This is a genomic window from Bosea vaviloviae (assembly GCF_001741865.1).
GTDB classification, from domain to species: domain Bacteria; phylum Pseudomonadota; class Alphaproteobacteria; order Rhizobiales; family Beijerinckiaceae; genus Allobosea; species Allobosea vaviloviae.
This window is the reverse complement of record NZ_CP017147.1, coordinates 3956692-3975391: the sequence shown is the minus strand read 5'-3', so window position 1 is coordinate 3975391 and position 18700 is coordinate 3956692. Positions and strand designations below refer to the sequence as shown.

Sequence of the window (18700 nt, the reverse complement as noted above, 5' to 3'; positions counted from 1 at the left end):
GTCAGCCGTTCTTTTCGGTGAGGTTCACACGCAGATGCGCCTCGCGCAGCTGCTTGGGCGAGGCTTCGGACGGCGCGCCCATCAGCAGATCGACGGCCTGCTGGTTCATCGGGAACAGCGCGACCTCGCGCAGATTCGTCGCGCCGGCCAAGAGCATGATGATGCGGTCGATGCCCGCCGCCATGCCGCCATGGGGCGGTGCGCCGTATTGGAAGGCGCGATACATGCCGCCAAAACGCTCGATCACCGTCTCCTCGCCATAACCGGCGATCTCGAAGGCCTTCACCATCGCCTCGGGGCGATGGTTGCGGATGCCGCCAGAGGCCAGCTCATAGCCGTTGCAGGCGATATCGTACTGGAAGGCCTTGATCGCCAGCGGATCGTCGTTCTCCAGCGATTCGAGGCCGCCCTGGGGCATCGAGAACGGGTTGTGCGAGAAATCGACCTTCTTGTCGTCCTCGTTGTACTCGTACATCGGGAAATCGACGATCCAGGCGAAGGCAAACGCGTTCTCGTCGATCAAGCCGAGTTCCTGGCCGACCTTGTTGCGGGCGTTTCCGGCGAATTTGTAGAACTTGTCGGGGTTGCCGGCGGCGAAGAAGGCCGCGTCGCCATCCTTCAAGCCGAGCGCGACCCGGATCGCCTCGACCCGCTCGGGGCCGATATTGTTGGCGATCGGGCCCGCGCCCGCGCCTTCGCGCCACATGATGTAGCCGAGACCCGGCTGCCCTTCCCCCTGCGCCCAGGAGTTCATCCGGTCGCAGAAGGCCCTGGAGCCTCCGGCGGGCGCGGGAATCGCCCAGACCTGGTTCTTCTCATCCTCGAGGATGCGCGCGAAGACCTTGAAGGCCGAGCCGCGGAAATGCGCGGAGACGTCCTGCATCACCAGCGGGTTGCGCAGATCCGGCTTGTCGGAGCCATATTTGCTGATCGCTTCCGCATAGGGGATGCGCGGCCAGTTCTTCGTCACCGACTTGCCGCCGCCGAACTCCTCGAAGACGCCGGCGATCACCGGCTCCATCGTGGCGAAGACGTCGTCCTGCTCGACGAAGCTCATCTCGACGTCGAGCTGGTAGAACTCGCCCGGCAGGCGGTCGGCGCGCGGGTCCTCGTCGCGGAAGCAGGGCGCGATCTGGAAATAGCGGTCGAAGCCCGCCATCATCAGGAGCTGCTTGTACTGCTGCGGCGCCTGCGGCAGCGCGTAGAATTTGCCGGGATGCAATCGGCTCGGCACCAGGAAGTCGCGCGCGCCCTCGGGCGAGGACGCCGTCAGGATCGGCGTCTGGAATTCGGAGAAGCCGGAGGTCTTCATCCGGTTGCGCAGCGAGTCGATCACCTTCGTCCGCAACATGATGTTGTTGTGGAGCTTTTCGCGGCGCAGATCGAGGAAGCGGTACTTCAGTCGGGTATCCTCGGGATATTCGAGATCGCCGAAGACCGGCAACGGCAATTCGCCGGAAGCGCCGAGCACCTCGATACCGGTCGCGAAGACCTCGACCGCGCCGGTCGCGAGATTGGCGTTCTCAGTGCCCGTGAAGCGCGCCTTGACCTTGCCGTCTATGCGGACGACCCATTCCGAGCGCACCGCAGCGGCATCGGCGAAGGCCGGCGAATCCGGATCGATGACCACCTGGGTCATGCCGTAATGATCACGCAGATCGATGAACAGCACGCCGCCATGGTCGCGGATGCGGTGGCACCAGCCGGAGAGGCGGACCTGAGTCCCGATGTCGCTCTCGCGAAGGGCGCCGCAGGTGTGGGAACGGTAACGATGCAAGGTCACGGTACTGGTCTCTTCGGAGGTCAAGGCCGTCCGCCACAGGCGCGCGCACGGTTTCGGGGGTAAGCACACGCCGCGGCGCGGATTGTCAAGAACGCCCGCGACATGGCGATACTCTGTCTGCTATGAGCCGACCTCATGAGCCTCATCACAACCACCCAGGATCTGGCCGACGCCTGCGCGCGCCTGGCCACGCATCCCTTCGTCACGGTCGACACCGAGTTCCTGCGGGAGACGACCTATTATCCCAAGCTCTGCCTGATCCAGCTCGCCTCGCCGGACGAGGCCGTGTTGGTCGATCCTCTCGCGCCCGGCCTCGATCTCGCGCCCTTCCTGGCGCTGATGACTGACGAGGCCGTGGTCAAGGTCTTCCATGCGGCGCGGCAGGATCTCGAGATCGTCTGGATCATCGGCAAGCTGATCCCCAAGCCGCTCTTCGACACGCAGGTCGCCGCCATGGTCTGCGGCTATGGCGACTCGGTGGGCTACGAACAGCTCGCCAACGACCTTGCCAAAGCGCGGATCGACAAATCCTCGCGCTTCACCGACTGGTCGCGCCGTCCGCTCAGCGACGCCCAATTGGTCTATGCGGAATCCGACGTCACCCATCTGCGCGACATCTATCTCGCGCTCGACGCCGACATCAAAACCAGCGGCCGCGAGAATTGGGTCGCCGAGGAAATGGCGGTCCTGAACTCGCCCGGCACTTACGAGGTCAAGCCGGAGAACGCCTGGCAGCGCCTGAAGGGCCGGATCCGCAAGCCCAAGGAGCTGGCGCTGCTGATGGAGCTCGCCGCCTGGCGCGAGCGCGAGGCGCAGAGCCGCGACGTGCCGCGCCAGCGCGTGCTCAAGGACGATGCGCTGATGGACATCGTGCAGCGCGGGCCCGTCTCGGTCGAGGCGCTGGCGGAGCTGCGCTCGGTGCCCAACGGCTTCGAACGCTCGCGCGCCGGCGGCGAGGTGCTGGCGGCGGTCACGCGCGGGCTCGCGCTCGATCCCAAGACCTTGCCCCGGCTGGAGCGGGAGCGCGGCCGCGCCACGAACGGCGCCGTGCTCGATCTGCTCAAGGTGCTGCTCAAGGCGGTCGCGGATGCCGAGCGCGTGGCGCCGAAAATCATCGCATCCTCCGACGACCTCGAGGCCATCTCCTTCGACGATGAAGCCGACGTGCCGGCGCTGAAGGGCTGGCGGCGCGAGGTCTTCGGTGAGAAGGCGATCGCGCTCAAGAACGGCAATCTGGGCCTCCGGATCGTGCGCGGCCGGGTTTCCGTCGCTTAGAGCGTTTCAATCCGGCCCGAACCGTCATTGCGAGCGAAGCGAAGCAATCCAGGAGGTCTCGCTCTATGTCCTCCTGGATTGCTTCGTCGCTCACGCTCATCGCAATGACGGATCAGATAGCTCGGACAGCGCACGCGATCCCGGCGCCTTGAACCTGGAAGGCGGTGTCAGCCGAGGCTGATCTCATGATCGCGGCCGAGCAGCTTGGCGAGTTGCTTCAATCGGCCGGTCACGCGCTCGCTCGACAAGGCATGGAGTTCGCCGGAGAGGCGCAGGACGAGCCGGCTGTCGACGCAGGCCAGCGTCGCGCGCGGCAGGATGCCGGGCATCCCGGCCGAGAGCAGATAGGCGACGCGGAAGGCGCTGGCGAGAAGCTGCGAGCGCTCCAGCAGGCGCGGCGTCAGCAACTGCCTCAAGCCGGCGGCAGCGGGAGAATCGCTCTTTGCACCGGCATAGCGATGGAACACCGTCAGCGCCAGGAAGGCGCGGCCGGCGTGATCGACGCCGCTGAAGGCGGCATGCGCGATCACGTTGAGGCTCTGCTCGCCGCGATAATCGGGGTGGGCGCGCCAGCCGATATCGGAGAGCAGACAGGCAGCGTCCTGCAGGCGGCGACCAGCGGGATCGTCCGGAAAGCCGGCACTCGCGACCAGGCGCTGCACCCACTCGATCAAATCGGCGGCATGGCGCGGTTCGCGGGCACGCAACTGGTTGTAGTCCTGGGCGCCGCGCAGCAGCGGATCGACCCGGCGCTCATCCTCCGGGAGCATGTCGTATAGCAGGCCCTCGCGCACACCGCTCGCCGAGATCACCACCGCGCGCGGGCGGCCTCGCTTGATCAGCAGATCGAGCACGAGCGCGCCATAGGCCAGGAGCGGCCGGCGCGCGGAGGAGACGGCGTCGATCGCTTCCAGGACGGAGGCGTCGGCGCGCTCGACCAATCGGGCGAAATCGGCAACGTCACGGGCCGGCACGGTATAACCATGCATGACGCTGAGCGGGTAGCCGGACTGGCGCTGATGCAGGGTCGCAAGCGCCCGCCAGGTGCCGCCGACAGCAAAAAAATCCTTGCCGCGCATCGCCGCCAATTGCGGGTGGTGGTCGAGCTGTTCGCGAACGATCTTCTCGGCCAGCTTGATCTGGCCCTTCGCCTGGTCCATCAGCGCGAGGCCTCCAATCGGCAGGCTGATGCCGGGTCCGACGCGGTCGCCATCGACCCCGACAAGTTCCAGCGAGCCGCCACCGAGATCGCCGGCGACACCATGCGGCTCGGCGAATCCGGAAATCACGCCAAGCCCGGAGAGATAAGCCTCACGACTGCCGGAGATCAGTTCGATCCGCTGGCCGATCGCCTGCTCCGCCCTGGCGAGGAAGGCCGGCCCGTTGGCGGCCTCACGCGCGGCGGCGGTGGCGATGACGCGGATCTCGCCGACCTGCATCGCCTCGCAGAGAACGCGGAAGCGCAGCAGCGCCTCGAGCGCGCGATCCATCGCGTCCGTGGCGAGCCGGCCGGTGGTGGCGACCTGCCGGCCGAGCCCCGCCATCTCCTTCTCGTTGAAGACCTGGGCGGGCGAGCGCGCCAGCATCTCATAGACGACGAGGCGAACCGAGTTCGAACCGATGTCGATGATGGCGATCGTCTCGCCAAGGCTCAGCCGCCCCGCAACGGGGCCCATACCGGTCATCTCAGCTCTTCTTGGCCGCCCGCTTGGGGAGGCTCCTGGGGCTGGAGTTGGAGAGGGATTTTCCACGTCCGGACAAGCTCGGATTGGTCATGAAATATTTATGGGCGTTGAACGACTCGTCGCCCGGGGCCGGGACAATGCGTTGCGAACCGCCATCGGGCAAGATCGTCCAGCTCTGTTCATTGTCGAGGAAATTGGCCTGCATGATCTGTTCGAGCAATTGCTGGTGGACCGTGGCGTTCAGAATCGGGGTCAGCGCCTCGACGCGACGGTCGAGATTGCGCGGCATCAGATCGGCCGAGGAGATGTAGAGCTTGGCCTTGGCCGAAGGCAGGCCGTGGCCTGCCCCGAAGGCGTAGACCCGGGTGTGCTCCAGGAAGCGGCCGACGATCGACTTGACGCGGATGTTCTCGGACAGCCCGGGAACGCCGGGCCTCAGGCAGCAGATGCCGCGCACGACGAAGTCGATCTCGACTCCGGCCTGGCTCGCATCATAGAGCGCGTCGATGATCTCGGGATCGACCAGCGAATTGCACTTGCCCCAGATCGCGCCCTTGCGGCCGGCCTTCACATGGGCGATCTCCTCGGCGATGTCGGAGAGCAGGCGCTGCTTCAGCCCCACTGGCGACACCGACATCTTCTCCAGCTCGGCCGGCTCGGCATAGCCGGTGATGAAGTTGAAGACGCGCGCGACATCCTGCGACATCACCGGGTCGGCGGTGAAGAAGGAGACGTCGGTGTAGATGCGCGCCGTGATCGGGTGGTAGTTGCCGGTCGCGATATGGCAATAGGTCACGAGCTGGCCGGCCTCGCGGCGCACCACCATCGAGAGTTTGGCGTGGGTCTTGAGCTCGATGAAGCCGTAGACGACCTGGACGCCGGCGCGCTCCAGGTCCTTGGCCCAGCGGATATTGGCCTCCTCGTCGAAGCGCGCCTTGAGCTCGACCAGAGCGGTCACCGACTTGCCGGCCTCCGCCGCTTCGGCCAGGGCATGCACGATCGGGGAGTTCGACGAGGTGCGATAGAGCGTCTGCTTGATCGCGACCACGCTGGGATCGCGCGCCGCCTGCTGCAGGAACTGCACGACGACGTCGAAGCTCTCATAGGGATGGTGGACGATCAGGTCCTTCTGGCGGATCGCGGCAAAGCAGTCGCCGGCATGTTCGCGAATGCGCTCGGGGAAGCGGGCATTGTAGGGCTTGAACTTGAGGTCGGGGCGGTCGACGCCCACAAGCTGCGAGAGCTCGTTGAGGCCGATCATGCCGGCGACATCGACGATCTCGTCGTGGTCGACCTTGAGCTCGCGCACGATCAGCTTGCGCAGATGCGCCGGCATGCCGGTCGAGACCTCGAGCCGGATGACGACGCCGCGCCGACGCAGCTTCAGCATCGTCTCGAAGACGCGCACCAGATCCTCGGCCTCCTCCTCGATGTCGAGATCGGTGTCGCGGATGACGCGGAACGAGCCGGTGCCCTTGACGTCATAGCCCGGGAACAGCTTGCCGATGAACAGCGAGACCGCATCCTCCAGCGTGATGAAGCGGTGCAGCCCCTCGCGGCCGAGATCCGGCAATTCGATGAAGCGGTCCATCTTGATCGGCACGCGGATCAGCGCGTCGAGCTGGCGCCCGTCGCTGATTCTCTCCAGTGCCAGCGCCAGCGTGAAGCCGAGATTGGGGATGAAGGGGAACGGGTGCGCCGGGTCGATCGCCAGCGGCGTCAGCACCGGAAAGATGTAGTGGAGAAAATAATCCTCCAGCCAGACCCGCTCCTGCCTGCCGACCTCGTTGGGACCGAGCAGGTGAATCTTGTTCTCGTGCAGATCGCGCTTCAGCTCGACCCAGCGCGCCTGCTGGTCGTCTGTCAGCGCCGAGACCGCCTTGCCCAGTTCTGCGAGCTGCTCGGCCGGCGTCAGGCCGTCCTGGCTCTTCGTGACCACGCCGGCCTTGAGCTGTTCACGCAGGCCCGAGACGCGGACCATGAAAAATTCATCGAGGTTGGCGGCCGAGATCGAGAGGAAGCGCAGCTGCTCCAGCAGGGGGTGATGGCGGTTCGAGGCCTCTTCCATGACGCGGCGGTTGAACTGCAGCCAGGACAGTTCGCGGTTTATGAAGCGGGTGGGCAATTGCCGCAGCGGGGTATCAGCGCCGTGGGCGTCAATGGCGGGGATGTCGAGATCCATGATTTCTGCCGTTCGCGCGTTCATCTGCTTCGCTTTTGCCCCTGCCGCCGCGTGCCGCGTCAATTTCGCCGCGTCAGTTCCGCCGCTTCGATCCCGGCCGCTCTTGAAGCCACCCTAGCGTGACGGTTCAATGACAATCGATCCCGGCCTTCATGTCCATCGCGCCTTGCAGATCACGGCTCAGGACCCGGCCGCGGCTTGATCAGCCCGTCCACGAACAGATCGAGCACCTTGGCCATGGTCTCTTCGATGTCCGCATCGGCGACCTGCCAACTCGGGAAATGGCCATCGACCAGCATGCGCGCCAGACCATACACCAACGCACGCGCCGCGATCTGGATCAGGTGCCGGTCGTTGCAACGCAGAAGCCCGCGTTGCGCCGCCTCCAGCAACAGGGCTTCGATCTGAGCCTGGATTTCGGCGTTCTCCCGGCCCAGCGACGGCGAGCCCTCGAAATCGATCGAGCGCCGTGACGAGATGATTTCGAAATGGGTCGGATTGCGTCTGGCCCAATCGAGATAAGCCCGCCCGATGGCGCGTATGCGCAGCATCGGATCATCATCCACCTCCTGTGCCAGCGCCAGCGCGATTTCGGCCCTGAAGCGCCGCATCGCTTCCTCGGCCACCGCCGTCATCAGCGTCATCTTGTCCGGGAAGTGGCGGAACGGAGCGGCCGGCGAGACCCCGGCCAATCGCGCTGCCGCCCGGACACTGACCGCAGAGAGCCCCCCCTCTTCGGCCAGCTTGAGCGCCTGCTCGACGAGCTCCTCGCGCAAATTGCCGTGATGATAGGCCGGACTGCCCTCACCCGCCTCGCGGTCTCCGGTCCGAGTCGGTTTCACGGTGCTCATGGATCGAAGCTAGTGCACGTTCCAGAGAAGGAGGAAACCCGCCGGCACAGGAGGAAACCCGCTCCGAAAGTGCTGAGCGCGGGCTTCTTCGCATTGCAAATCAGGCCAAGCGCCATCGCATCACAATTATGTAATCATCGATTACATTCGTTGCCTACAGCGACCGCCGGTGCAATCGTCGCTCATAGCGACGCACGCCTCTCACCAAACGGCACCAATGACCATTGCACGCAACGAGACGATCGCACGCAACGAGCCGAAGCCATCATGTCCGGCTGGCCTGCTGGAAGGCTGGCCCCTGCTGGGACTGCTCGCATCCGGGCTCGTTTTGGGCTTGCTTGCCGCGCTTGCCACCTCTTCCGGCGGAAGCGACGGCATCCGGCTGGTCATCCGCATCACGGCGCGGACATCTCTGGTGTTGTTCTGCCTGGCTTTCACGGCCTCGGCCCTGTTCCAGGCCTGCCCCAATATCTGGACACGCTGGCAAAGGCGGAACCGGCGCTATCTCGGACTTTCCTTCGCCTTGTCCCATGGCCTGCACGGGTTTGCCATCATCGCCTTGGCCAGCACGGCCCCGACCTTGTTCAAGCAGCTCAGCAGCACGGGAACACTCATCTCGGGCGGGCTCGCCTATCTTTTCATCCTCGCCATGGCCGCAACATCGTTCGACAGAACCGCCGCCATGATCGGTCCGAAAGCCTGGCGCTGGCTCCATCTGTGCGGGGCTTATTACATCTGGCTCAGCTTCATGGTAACCTTCGGCAAGCGCGCGGTCATGGACCCGCTCTACTGGCCTTTCATCACGGTGCTGATCGCGGCCTTCGCTGTCCGGCTTTGCTTGCGCAGGAAGCCGCTGAATGCGGCGATGGCTGGATCATGATGCCGCACTTGCGCGAGACGCCGCACTTGCGCGAGCCTTGCCGGTCCTGTTCTTGTCGCGCAGCGCCACCCTTGCAGCGCCACCCTTGCAGCCTGCCATTCAGATCAGAGAAACGACTTGTCCCAGATCGAAACCCCTCACGACGATGGCGACATCGTCTATCCCGCCGCCATCCCCTTCGTGCTGGCGCATCTCGCCTGCCTGGGCGCGATCTGGAGCGGCGTAACCTGGACCTCGGTCGGGCTGGCGATCGGCCTGTACTGGCTGCGGATGTTTGCGGTGACGGGCGGCTATCATCGCTATTTCTCGCACCGGACCTACAAGACCAGCCGCTTCGGACAGTTCCTGCTGGCGCTGCTGGCGCAGTCGACGGCGCAGAAGAGCGTGCTCTGGTGGGCCTCCAAGCACAGGCACCATCACCGCTACGCCGACACCGAGCATGACGTGCATTCGCCGGTGCTGACATCCTTCGTTTATTCGCATCTCGGCTGGATCTTCGCCCGCGGCCATAACCGCTTCGATCCGTCGACGATCACGGACCTGACGAAGTTCCCGGAACTGCGCCTGCTGCACCGTTTCGAGATCGCGCCCGCGATCCTGCTCGCTTTGATCTGCTTTGCGATCGATGGCTGGGCCGGCCTGTTCGTCGGCTTCTTCTGGTCGACGGTCTGCGTCTTCCACGCCACCTTCTGCATCAACTCCCTGGCGCATGTGCATGGCGACAAGGACTATGTCACCGGCGACGAGAGCCGCAACAATTGGTGGCTGGCGGTCATCACCATGGGCGAAGGCTGGCACAACAACCATCACGCCTATCAGTACAGCGTGCGCCAGGGCTTTCGCTGGTGGCAGTGGGATCCGACCTATTACATCATCCTCGGGCTCTCGAAGCTCGGCGTGGTCTGGGAACTGAAGGAGCCGCCGCAAGCGGTCATCGAGCGCTCGCAGGCGCTGCCGCCGCGCGTGATCGAGCGCTCGGCCGAGCGACTGGCTGCCTCCGTGCCGTTGGAACGCGCCATCGCAGCCTTCTGGGAGGCCTATGCCGCGACGCCGAGCCTTTCGGATCTGCATCTGCCGACCATGACGCTGGCCGATCTGCGCACAGCGCTGGCCGATCTGCAGCATCGCGCCGGAGATCGCCTGGTCGAAATGCAGCAGCAGGCGCATGAGGCACTGGCGCAACTGCATCTGCCGGTCCTGCCGACGCGCGAGGAACTGACGGAGAAAGCGGCCGCCATGTTCGTCAAGACGCCCTCGCTCGATGCCATCGCGGCGCGCGCCCATGATCTGCTGACCGAGGCGATGTATGCCCGGCTGGTCTCGCAGCCATCGCTGGCCCCGCCGCGCGGCTGATTACCAGAGCGGATGATTTCAGCTGGGATCACTTCGTGATCCCAGCTGAAATCTGAATCCGTCTCTCATCAAGAGTGAGAGCAGGATCAATGCGAAAAACCGGTTCCCACTTTTTCGCATCCTGCTCTTAGGCCGGGAACAGCGCAGCCAGCGCCTCGGTCGCGAGCGCGCGGGTGACGCGCCGGCCGCGTTCGAGCGAGAGCCGGTCGAGCGTGTCGACCAATGCGCGCGCCGCCGCGAAGGAGCGCTCCATCCTGAGCGCCAGCATCTCGATGATGCCGGCATCGATGATGAGCTGCCGGTCGATGAAGAGCTTGACCAGGACCGCCCGCAGCAGCGCGTCGTCGGGCGGCGCGATCGTCGCCTGCGGCGCCAGCCTCAGGCGCGACAGCAGATCGGGCACGCGCAGGCCCCAGAAATCGGGGGCACTGCGCGCCGTCAGCAGCAGGAAGCCGCCCTTCGCCTTCATCGCATTCATCAGGTGGAACAGCGCCGGCTCGTCGCGGAGGCCCTGGTCGCAATCCTCGACCACGAGCGCACCGCCGGAGATCAGATGCGGGACGCTGTCCTGCGTGACCTCGGCGACCGAAACCGTCCAGGCATGGGCGATCTTCGCCCAGATCGCGGCGAGATGGGTCTTGCCGGCGCCCTCGGGCCCGACGAGCCGCAGCCAGGATTCAGGCCAGTTAGGCCAAGCCTCGACCAGGCCATAGGCGGCCTCGTTCGAGGGGCCGATCAGGAAATCCTCGATCCCGTGGCGGCTGTCGACCGGCAAGTCGAGCGCAAGCTGGCGGGGGCGGCTCGGCAGATCGGACATGGTGATCAGAGATCCGCCCCGGCGCGCATGCGGACTTCCGCAGCCTTGGTCGCGTCGCCGCCGTGATAGATGTTGCTGGCGAGATATTGCCTGAGCGCAAAGCGGCAGAGCACGCCGATGACGGCCGCCAGCGGCACTGCCAGCAGCAGGCCGACGAAGCCGAACAGCGTGCCGAAGGCGAGCAGCGCGAACATCAGCCAGACCGGATGCACACCGATCGAGCCGCCGACGAATTTCGGCTGGAAGATATTGCCTTCGAGGAACTGGCCTGCCGCGAAGACAGCGAGCGTCGCCAGCGGCAGGGTCCAGTCGGGCCAAAACTGCACGATCGCGACGCCGACCGAGAGCACGAGCCCGGTCAGCGAGCCGACGAAGGGGATGAAGGAGAGAAAACCGCTGATGATGCCGATCAACGCACCGAAATTGACGCCGAGCAGGCTCAGCCCCACGGCGTAAAAGATGCCCAGCAGCAGGCAGACCAGCGCCTGCCCGCGCAGGAATCCGGCAATGGCAGTGTCCATCTCGTGAAGCAGGCCGCGAATCGTCTCGCGATGGTCGAGCGGCAGCCAGCCATCGACAGTGGCGCACATCCGATCCCAATCGACGAGCAGATAGAAGGCGATCACCGGCGTCAGCACCAAGAGCGAAAACACCCCGATGATGGCGGTGCCGCCGGTCCAGAGCGACTGCAGCACGCTGCCGGCCCATTTGGTGCCCTCGCCGACGAGATTGCCGAGCGAGCTCTGGGCCTCGGTGGCGAGCTTGGCACCGCCAAGCCGCTCGAGCCAGGGCGCGCCGCGCTCCAGCACGAGCGCCTGGAGCTTCGCCGCATCGGCGGGCAGGCGCTGGACCAGCCCGGCCAGTTGCTGGCCGAGCAGCGGAGCGAGCAGCACCAGCGCCAGCACGAAGACCAGCAGGAAGACAACGAGGATGACGATCGTCGCCGCGAGCCGGCCCATCCCCATCCTCTCCAGCCTGTCGGCCAGGGGATCGAGCAGATAGGCGAGCGCCAGCGCCGCGACGAAGGGCAGCAGCACGTCGCGCAGCAACACGAGCAGCAGCACGAACACGACGAGCGAGGCCAGCCAGAAGCCGATTTGACGTTGCAGGCTCATCGATCCAGGCCCCTCATGCAGGATGCGAAGAAGTGGGAGCCGATCTTTCGCATGAGTCCTGCTCTCACGAATCCTGCTCTCACTTGTCGATCAGAAGCGGACTCAAGGCTTTGTGGGTCGGCGATCATGCGCTGCACAAATGGGCGAAGCAGATGAAAGTTCCAAGAGCCGGATCGATGCGAAAAACCGGTTCCCACTTTTTCGCATCCTGCTCTAGGGGCTGAGATCGTCGTTCCCCTTCGCCGCGGCCGGCAGCCTCACGCCGCCAGAACCTTACGCTGCCATGTGCCGCAACCAGAAGGTGAGATAGGCTGTCATCGAGCCGAGCGTCAACAGCGCCACCAGGAGCTGGCCGAGCTGCATGGCTTGTCCCGGATCGACACCGAAGGCGCGCGAGCCCAGCACCAGCGCCGCGAAAGCAATCTGCGCAGCGGTATTGAGCTTGCTGACGACGAAGGGCGCGATTGCGACCGGCCGCTCCATCACCCAGGACAGGATCACGGCCGAGACGATCATCACGTCGCGGGACACCACCAGGATCACGAGCCAGGAGGGTATGGCCCCGACCATGGCCAGGGTGATGTAGATCGAGACGATCAGCGCCTTGTCGGCCACGGGGTCGAGATAGGCGCCGAGTTCACTGGCCATGTCGAAGCGCTTGGCGATGAAGCCGTCGACGGCGTCCGAGACGCCCGCCGCCACGAAGATGATGAAGGCGAGCTGCCAGCGCGCATCGATGATCATGACGATCACGAGCGGCACCAGGATGAGGCGGCCAATGGTGATCAGGTTGGGAAGCGTCATGCGATGCGGTTCGCGGAGGCGGGACTGCAACGCTAGAGCCCGAATCGGTGGATCGGCAAGGGCGAAAGCGCTGTCCCGGCTTGCAAGCGACGCCGCGCTTGCCTATCGCTCGCCTCGAACAGGATGAGGCCGCAGATCATGACAAAGCCCGGCGCGAACGGACTGACCTATGCGCAGGCAGGCGTCGACATCGACGCCGGCAACGCCATGGTCGACGCCATCAAGCCTCTCGTGCGCTCGACGCGCCGCCCCGGCGCCGACGCCGAGATCGGCGGCTTCGGCGGCTTGTTCGATCTCAAGGCCGCCGGCTTCACGGATCCGATCCTGGTCGCGGCCAATGACGGCGTCGGCACCAAGGTCAAGATCGCGATCGAGAGCGGGCTGCATGCGACGATCGGCATCGACCTCGTCGCGATGTGCGTCAACGACCTTGTCGTGCAAGGCGCCGAGCCGCTGCTCTTCCTCGACTACTACGCCACCGGCAAGCTCGACCCCAAGATCGGCGTCGAGATCGTGCGCGGCATCGCCGATGGCTGCCGGCAGGCGGGCTGTGCGCTGATCGGTGGCGAGACCGCCGAGATGCCCGGCATGTATGCCGACAAGGATTACGACCTTGCGGGCTTCGCGGTCGGTGCGGCCGAGCGCGGAACGCTGCTGCCGCGCGCCGATCTCACGGCGGGCGACGTCGTCTTCGGCCTGCCCTCCTCCGGCGTGCATTCCAACGGCTATTCGCTGGTCCGCCGCATCGTCGCGCTTGCGGGATTGGGCTGGGACGCGCCCGCCCCCTTCGCTCCTGGCCAGAGCCTGGCCGAGGCGCTGCTGACCCCGACGCGGATCTATGTGAAGACCCTGCTCGCGGCGTTGAAGGCGACGGACGGCATCAAGGCCCTCGCCCATATCACCGGCGGCGGCTTTCCCGACAATATTCCGCGCGTCCTGCCCGAAGGGCTCGGCGTCTCGCTCGATCTGTCGGCCATCTCCGTCCCACCCGTCTTCGCCTGGCTTGCGGCGACCGGCGGCGTCGTCGAGCGCGAGATGCTGCGTACCTTCAATTGCGGTATCGGCATGATCGTCGCCGCCGACGCCGCCAAGGCCGATGAGGTCGAGGCTGCCCTGAAGGCCGCCGGCGAACCCGCTATCCGGCTGGGCGAGGTCGTCTCGCTCGCCGCCGGCGACGAGCCCGTCAGCTATCGCGGCAAGCTCGCCCTGTGAGCACGCCGATCGTCCGCAAGTCTGTCGCCCGCAAGCGCACCGCGGTCCTGATCTCCGGGCGCGGCTCCAACATGCTGTCGCTGGCCGAGGCCGCGCAGGCGGATGATTTCCCCGCCGAGATCGCGCTCGTGCTCTCGAACATCCCCGGCGCCGGCGGGCTCGAACGCGCCAGCGCCCTGGGCATCGCGACCGCGACTGTCGATCACCGCGCCTTCAACAGGGATCGCGAGGCCTTCGAGCGCGCCATGGACGAGGTCCTGCGCATCAACCAGATCGAATTGATCGCATTGGCCGGCTTCATGCGGATCATGACGCCCTGGTTCGTCCGGCGCTGGGAAGGGCGGTTGATCAACATCCACCCTTCGCTGCTGCCCCTGTTCAAGGGCATCCAAACACACCGGCAGGCGCTCGAGGCGGGCGTCACGGAGCATGGCTGCAGCGTGCATTTCGTCGTGCCCGAGCTCGATGCCGGGCCGGTGATCGCCCAGGCCAAGGTGCCCGTGCTGCCGGGCGACGACGAGGACAGCCTGAGCCAGCGCGTGCTGGCGCAGGAGCACACGCTTTATCCGCGCGCGCTGGCCGAGGTCGCCTCGGGCCGTGTCTCACTGATCGCAGGCGCGATCGCGCGGGCCTGAGCCGCCTCGCGCTGCTCGCAAGCGGCCCTGTCGCGCTCATCCTCCTGCTGCTGCCAGCGCCGCAACAGGTCAGCGCGCCGCGCCGGGTAGCGTTCCTCGCGCAAGGTGAGGTCGGTGATGCGGTCGGTGCGGAAATGGCGGAACGCCTCGCGCAATTCGCACCAGGCGATGACGATGCGCACGCGCTCGTAGAAAGTCATGCCGATCGGCCAGATCATGCGCTGCGATTCCCGGCCGGCCTCGTCGCGATAGCGGATCGAGAGCTTGCGGCCTTGCCGGATCGCGGCGCGGACGCCGGCGACATCGACCTGGTCGACCGGCTTCTCCGAGCCATAGGCGGGGGCGAACAAGGCGCCGTCGAGCAGGATTGGCTTGAGATGCGTCGGCAGCACGGCTGCGACCTTGCTGACCACATCCTCGGCCGCGCGCGCCAGAACAGGGTCGGCCCGTTCGCTGAGCCAGCGCATGCCGACGAGAACCGCCTCGATCTCGTCGGGCGACAGCATCAGCGGCGGCAGGTCGAAGCCGGCATCGAGGACGTAGCCGATGCCGGCCTCGCCCCGGACCGGCACGCCCTGGCGCATCAGCGCGGCGATGTCGCGATAAACCGTGCGAACCGAGACATCGAGCTCGGCGGCGAGCGTATCGGCCGTCACGGGCCGGCGCCGGCGGCGCAGGCTCTGGATCAGATCGAGCAATCGTTCGGCGCGCTGCATGTTCTTCAGTTTCCACCCGAGCTTCGTCAGGTTCAGATTGGCCCAGCCTGCTGACGAATCCTGTCAGGAGCGTGGCAGTAGCGTCCAGGCCGGCAAGAATGCCAAGAGGAAACCACGACATGATCACCCTGCACAGCTTCGGCCCGGGCTTCGGACTGCCCGATCCGAGCCCGTTCTGCATCAAGGCCGAGATCCTGCTGCAGATGTCCGGGCTACCGTTCCAGCGCGTGACCGGGAACATGCGCAGCGCACCCAAAGGCAAGCTGCCGATGATCGTCGACGACGGCGCCACCATTCCCGATTCGAGCTTCATCCGCTTCCACCTGGAAAGCGCGCACGGCATCGATTTCGACACCGGCCTGACGCCGGAGCAGCGCGGCATCGCCTGGGCCGTCGAGAAGATGCTGGAAGAGCAGCTCTACTGGATGGTCGTGCATGAGCGCTGGATCGACAGCGGGAATTTCGACCGCGGTCCGCGTCATTTCTTCAAGGCGATACCAGCCCCGCTGCGTCCGTTGATCATCGCCATGGTGAAACGCAAGGTGCGGAACAATCTCGACGGCCAGGGCACCGGGCGGCACAGCGCCGAGGAGCGGCTGGCCCTGACCAGACGCGCCTATGCCGCGATCGCCGCTATTCTGGGCGAGCGGCAGTACCTGCTCGGCGACACGCCTTGCGGGGCCGACGCAGTGCTGGGCGCCTTCACGATGTCGGCGCTCAGCCCGGTCTTCGACTCCGCCATTCGTGGCGTCGTCGAAAGCCACCCCAATCTCGTCGCTTACGAAGCGCGGATCAGGGCGCGTTTCTTTCCGGAAGCCGCAGCCGTCAAAGCGGCCGCTTGAGCTTGCACTTGTCGAGGAACTCCAGACCCTTCTCACGCGCCGTGTCGTTGAAATAGCCGGTGTCGCGAAAAGCCTGGATCTCGTCCTTGGACATGGCGTTGACCGTGCCCTTGGCGTAGCAGCTGCACGGCGTATGCACCGCCTCGCGGGTCGTCTGCAGCAATTGCGACTGGGTGTGCAGGCAAGCGTCGAAGGCGCGCAGCTGGATCATATAGGGGGTGAGGTTCTTCGCCGTCGGATCCGGCGGCGGGAGCGGCGCGGAGCTGCTCGCGGCCAGTACGACCGTGCCCAGCAGCACAGACAATCCACCGGCCAAAACGACCGCACCCATCCGCCGCATCATCATGATTTCACAAGCCCTAAGAAAACGGGCTCCTGATTGCATGATTCATGCCTCGCCCGCGCGTCGGCGATGGTTCACAGCGCCTCGCAAAGGTCAAGAGCGCGGAAGGTCACGCCCGCTTGATCCACACCTTCACGTCATGAAAAGCAGCGCCGCCGAAGGGCGCGACGGCGTCTGCCCCCGTGATTGTGTTGATGCCACGGCCATGCCTGTGCGCCGCATTGGGCCAGATCGACTCGGCGATGACGACACCCCGCACCAAGCCCTCGAACAGCACGGCATGGAGATACACGCTGCCGCGGCTGTTGCCGACCATGACTTCGTCATCGGCCGCGATGCCGAGCTTTTCCGCATCGTCGGGATGCAGCATCAAGGTTGGACGCCCCTCCTTCTTCTGGGAGCCCGGGGTCTCGGTGAAGGTCGAGTTCAGGAAGCTGCGCGCCGGGCTCGTCGCCAGGCGGAAGGGATGCTCGGCATCAGCATTCTCGATGACGGCCCAGTAGTCGGGCAATGTCGGCATCTGCAAGTATGGGCCAACCGTACCGGCATTGGCGTTGGGCACCTTCGGCCAATCGGGCTTGAAGCGGAATTTCTTGTCGCGGTAGCCGAAGCCGTCGAGATAATGCGCCGTGCGATAATCCGGCTGTACGTCGTGGAAATCATTGGCAATCAATTCGTCGAGCGTGCCGCGCCCGCTCTCGCGCAATGTCCAGTCGACGATCTCGCGCGGCGACATCTGGAAGCCGCGATGCTGCACACCGAGCCGCTCGGCGAGCGCGCAGATGACCTCGTGGTTCGAGCGGCATTCGCCCGGCGGGTCGACCAGCTTGCCGCCCCACATGATGTGCTGGTGGCCGCCGCCCTGATAGATGTCGTCATGCTCCATGAACTGGGTCGCCGGCAGCACGATATCGGCCATCCCGGCCGTCTCGGTCATGAACTGCTCATGGACGACGGTGAAGAGGTCGTCGCGCCCAAAGCCCTGCTTGACCAGCTCCTGCTCGGGCGCGACCGAAACCGGGTTGGTGTTCTGGATGAAGAGCGCCTTGACCGGCCCGCCCTGCCGCAGCGCCTGCGCATCGCCGGTGAGCACCCGGCCGATCTGCGACTGATCGAGCTGGCGGATTTTCGGATCGATGAGGTCGAGCCCTTCGATCAGGCTCTTGCGCCATTTGTAGATGCCGCTGTTGCTGTGGAAGGCGCCGCCGCCCTCATATTGCCAGGCTCCTGTAACGGTTGGCACAGACAGCGCCGCATGCATCGAGACCGCACCATTGCGCTGGCGCGCGAAGCCATAGCCCAGCCGGAAGAAGCTCTTCTTGCGCGTGCCGACGAGGGCCGCGAACTCCTCGATCTGCGCGACCTCGAGCCCGGTGATGGCAGCCGCCCATTCCGGAGTGCGGTCGGTGAGATGCGCTTCCAGCTCGTCTGGAGCGTCGGTGTGCTGCGCCAGATAGTCGCGGTCGGCATGGCCATCGCGGAAGAGGACATGCATCACCGCGCAGGCCAGCGCCGCATCCGTGCCCGGCCGCAGCACCAAAGCGAGGTCTGCCTGGGCGAGCGTGGCATTGTGATAGATGTCGATGGCGACGATCTTGGCGCCGCGCGTCTTCCGCGCCTTGACGGCGTGGTGCATCACATTGACCTGGGTATGCACGGCGTTGGTGCCCCAGATCACCACGCAGTCCGACTTGGCCATCTCGCGCGGATCGGGTCCCGCGAGGCGGCCCGTGCCGGCGATGAAGCCGGTCCAGGCCATGGTGGTGCAGATCGTCGAATACTGGCCGGAATAGCCCTTGGCGTGGCGCAGGCGGTTGATGCCGTCGCGCATGACGAGGCCCATCGTGCCTGCATAGTAATAGGGCCAGATGGCCTGCGCGCCGTGCTCATGCTCGATCGCCAGGAAACGGCGAGCGATCTCGTCGAGTGCCTCGTCCCAGGAAATCCGCTCGAATTGGCCCGATCCCTTCGGCCCGGTCCTGCGCAGCGGATGCAGCAGCCGGTCGGGATGGTGGATGCGCTCGGAATAGCGCGCGACCTTGGCGCAGATCACCCCGTCCGTGTAGCTCTGGCGCTTGCTGCCGCGCACCCGCCCGATGCTGCGCCCATCGATGACCTCGACCTCGAGAGAGCAGGCGGAAGGGCAGTCATGCGGGCAAACGGATGGCAGATGGGCGATGCGGGGAAGCTCGGTCATAATTGCTTAT

The 18700-nt window shown here is 65.6% G+C and carries 16 protein-coding genes; 6 read left to right on the top strand and 10 right to left on the bottom strand.

The annotated features are described in order from the left end of the window. Position 1: 1 nt before the first annotated feature. On the bottom strand, positions 2-1777 hold the full coding sequence (gene aspS / locus BHK69_RS18220) for an aspartate--tRNA ligase (protein ID WP_069693778.1): 1776 nt from the start codon (positions 1775-1777) through the stop codon (positions 2-4). A gap of 141 nt (positions 1778-1918) precedes the next feature. Here aspS and rnd point away from each other — a divergent pair, with 141 nt between their 5' ends. Beyond that, on the top strand, positions 1919-3058 hold the full coding sequence (rnd, locus tag BHK69_RS18215) for a ribonuclease D (protein ID WP_069691328.1): 1140 nt from the start codon (positions 1919-1921) through the stop codon (positions 3056-3058). 167 nt (positions 3059-3225) lie between these two features. Here the strand turns inward: rnd and ppx are convergent, their stop codons facing one another. The 3 genes from ppx to BHK69_RS18200 form a co-directional block, all read right to left on the bottom strand. Next, positions 3226-4743 carry an exopolyphosphatase gene (gene ppx, locus BHK69_RS18210; protein ID WP_069691327.1) on the bottom strand — a complete coding sequence of 506 codons (1518 nt, stop codon included), beginning with the start codon at positions 4741-4743 and terminating at the stop codon, positions 3226-3228. 1 nt (position 4744) lies between these two features. Next, positions 4745-6925, bottom strand: coding sequence for an RNA degradosome polyphosphate kinase (locus tag BHK69_RS18205; protein WP_425285575.1), 2181 nt, complete (start codon positions 6923-6925; stop codon positions 4745-4747). Between the two features lie 173 nt (positions 6926-7098). Next, positions 7099-7701: a TetR/AcrR family transcriptional regulator gene (locus tag BHK69_RS18200; RefSeq protein WP_244548239.1), complete on the bottom strand. Its 603-nt coding sequence runs from the start codon at positions 7699-7701 to the stop codon at positions 7099-7101. Positions 7702-7993: 292 nt separating this feature from the next. Between BHK69_RS18200 and BHK69_RS18195 the strand changes: the two genes are divergently transcribed. Both BHK69_RS18195 and BHK69_RS18190 read left to right on the top strand, forming a co-directional pair. Next, positions 7994-8656, top strand: coding sequence for a hypothetical protein (locus BHK69_RS18195; protein ID WP_244548238.1), 663 nt, complete (start codon positions 7994-7996; stop codon positions 8654-8656). A gap of 117 nt (positions 8657-8773) precedes the next feature. Continuing rightward, on the top strand, positions 8774-10009 hold the full coding sequence (locus tag BHK69_RS18190) for an acyl-CoA desaturase (RefSeq protein WP_069691324.1): 1236 nt from the start codon (positions 8774-8776) through the stop codon (positions 10007-10009). Between the two features lie 127 nt (positions 10010-10136). Here the strand turns inward: BHK69_RS18190 and BHK69_RS18185 are convergent, their stop codons facing one another. The 3 genes from BHK69_RS18185 to BHK69_RS18175 all read right to left on the bottom strand — a co-directional run bounded on the left by BHK69_RS18185 (position 10137) and on the right by BHK69_RS18175 (position 12745). Beyond that, a complete protein-coding gene (locus BHK69_RS18185) occupies positions 10137-10826 on the bottom strand; it encodes a P-loop NTPase family protein (RefSeq protein WP_199578935.1) in 690 nt (229 codons plus the stop codon). 5 nt (positions 10827-10831) lie between these two features. Beyond that, positions 10832-11941, bottom strand: a complete 1110-nt coding sequence (locus BHK69_RS18180; RefSeq protein WP_069691323.1) for an AI-2E family transporter — start codon at positions 11939-11941, stop codon at positions 10832-10834. 273 nt (positions 11942-12214) lie between these two features. Further along, positions 12215-12745 (bottom strand): CDP-alcohol phosphatidyltransferase family protein, encoded by a 531-nt coding sequence (locus BHK69_RS18175; protein WP_069691322.1) that lies wholly within the window; start codon positions 12743-12745, stop codon positions 12215-12217. A gap of 138 nt (positions 12746-12883) precedes the next feature. Here BHK69_RS18175 and purM point away from each other — a divergent pair, with 138 nt between their 5' ends. Next, positions 12884-13957 carry a phosphoribosylformylglycinamidine cyclo-ligase gene (purM, locus tag BHK69_RS18170; protein WP_069693775.1) on the top strand — a complete coding sequence of 358 codons (1074 nt, stop codon included), beginning with the start codon at positions 12884-12886 and terminating at the stop codon, positions 13955-13957. Between the two features lie 71 nt (positions 13958-14028). Continuing rightward, positions 14029-14592 (top strand): phosphoribosylglycinamide formyltransferase, encoded by a 564-nt coding sequence (gene purN, locus BHK69_RS18165; protein WP_069693774.1) that lies wholly within the window; start codon positions 14029-14031, stop codon positions 14590-14592. On the opposite strand, the gene BHK69_RS18160 is transcribed toward purN, so the two are convergent. Beyond that, on the bottom strand, positions 14520-15308 hold the full coding sequence (locus BHK69_RS18160; RefSeq protein WP_069691321.1) for a helix-turn-helix transcriptional regulator: 789 nt from the start codon (positions 15306-15308) through the stop codon (positions 14520-14522). The genes purN and BHK69_RS18160 overlap by 73 nt on opposite strands. Positions 15309-15427: 119 nt before the next feature. On the opposite strand from BHK69_RS18160, the gene BHK69_RS18155 reads away from it, so the two are divergent. Further along, positions 15428-16150: a glutathione S-transferase family protein gene (locus BHK69_RS18155; protein WP_069691320.1), complete on the top strand. Its 723-nt coding sequence runs from the start codon at positions 15428-15430 to the stop codon at positions 16148-16150. Here the strand turns inward: BHK69_RS18155 and BHK69_RS18150 are convergent. Further along, complete coding sequence (locus BHK69_RS18150) at positions 16134-16481, bottom strand: hypothetical protein (RefSeq protein WP_148663482.1); 348 nt, start codon at positions 16479-16481, stop codon at positions 16134-16136. The two genes, BHK69_RS18155 and BHK69_RS18150, sit on opposite strands and share 17 nt — an antisense overlap. Positions 16482-16602: 121 nt before the next feature. Then, entirely contained in the window at positions 16603-18690 is a 2088-nt protein-coding gene (locus tag BHK69_RS18145) for a molybdopterin-containing oxidoreductase family protein (RefSeq protein WP_069691318.1), read from the bottom strand. Between the last annotated feature and the right edge of the window lie 10 nt (positions 18691-18700).

Coding starts and splice junctions, on each gene's coding strand:
- BHK69_RS18195 (WP_244548238.1), top strand. CDS start 7,994: ATGACCATTGCACGCAACGAGACGATCGCACGCAACGAGCCGAAGCCA.
- purM (WP_069693775.1), top strand. CDS start 12,884: ATGACAAAGCCCGGCGCGAACGGACTGACCTATGCGCAGGCAGGCGTC.
- BHK69_RS18155 (WP_069691320.1), top strand. CDS start 15,428: ATGATCACCCTGCACAGCTTCGGCCCGGGCTTCGGACTGCCCGATCCG.
- BHK69_RS18145 (WP_069691318.1), bottom strand. CDS start 18,690: ATGACCGAGCTTCCCCGCATCGCCCATCTGCCATCCGTTTGCCCGCAT.
- purN (WP_069693774.1), top strand. CDS start 14,029: ATGCTGTCGCTGGCCGAGGCCGCGCAGGCGGATGATTTCCCCGCCGAG.
- BHK69_RS18150 (WP_148663482.1), bottom strand. CDS start 16,481: ATGGGTGCGGTCGTTTTGGCCGGTGGATTGTCTGTGCTGCTGGGCACG.
- BHK69_RS18185 (WP_199578935.1), bottom strand. CDS start 10,826: ATGTCCGATCTGCCGAGCCGCCCCCGCCAGCTTGCGCTCGACTTGCCG.
- BHK69_RS18180 (WP_069691323.1), bottom strand. CDS start 11,941: ATGAGCCTGCAACGTCAAATCGGCTTCTGGCTGGCCTCGCTCGTCGTG.
- BHK69_RS18160 (WP_069691321.1), bottom strand. CDS start 15,308: ATGCAGCGCGCCGAACGATTGCTCGATCTGATCCAGAGCCTGCGCCGC.
- rnd (WP_069691328.1), top strand. CDS start 1,919: ATGAGCCTCATCACAACCACCCAGGATCTGGCCGACGCCTGCGCGCGC.
- ppx (WP_069691327.1), bottom strand. CDS start 4,743: ATGACCGGTATGGGCCCCGTTGCGGGGCGGCTGAGCCTTGGCGAGACG.
- BHK69_RS18205 (WP_425285575.1), bottom strand. CDS start 6,925: ATGGATCTCGACATCCCCGCCATTGACGCCCACGGCGCTGATACCCCG.
- BHK69_RS18175 (WP_069691322.1), bottom strand. CDS start 12,745: ATGACGCTTCCCAACCTGATCACCATTGGCCGCCTCATCCTGGTGCCG.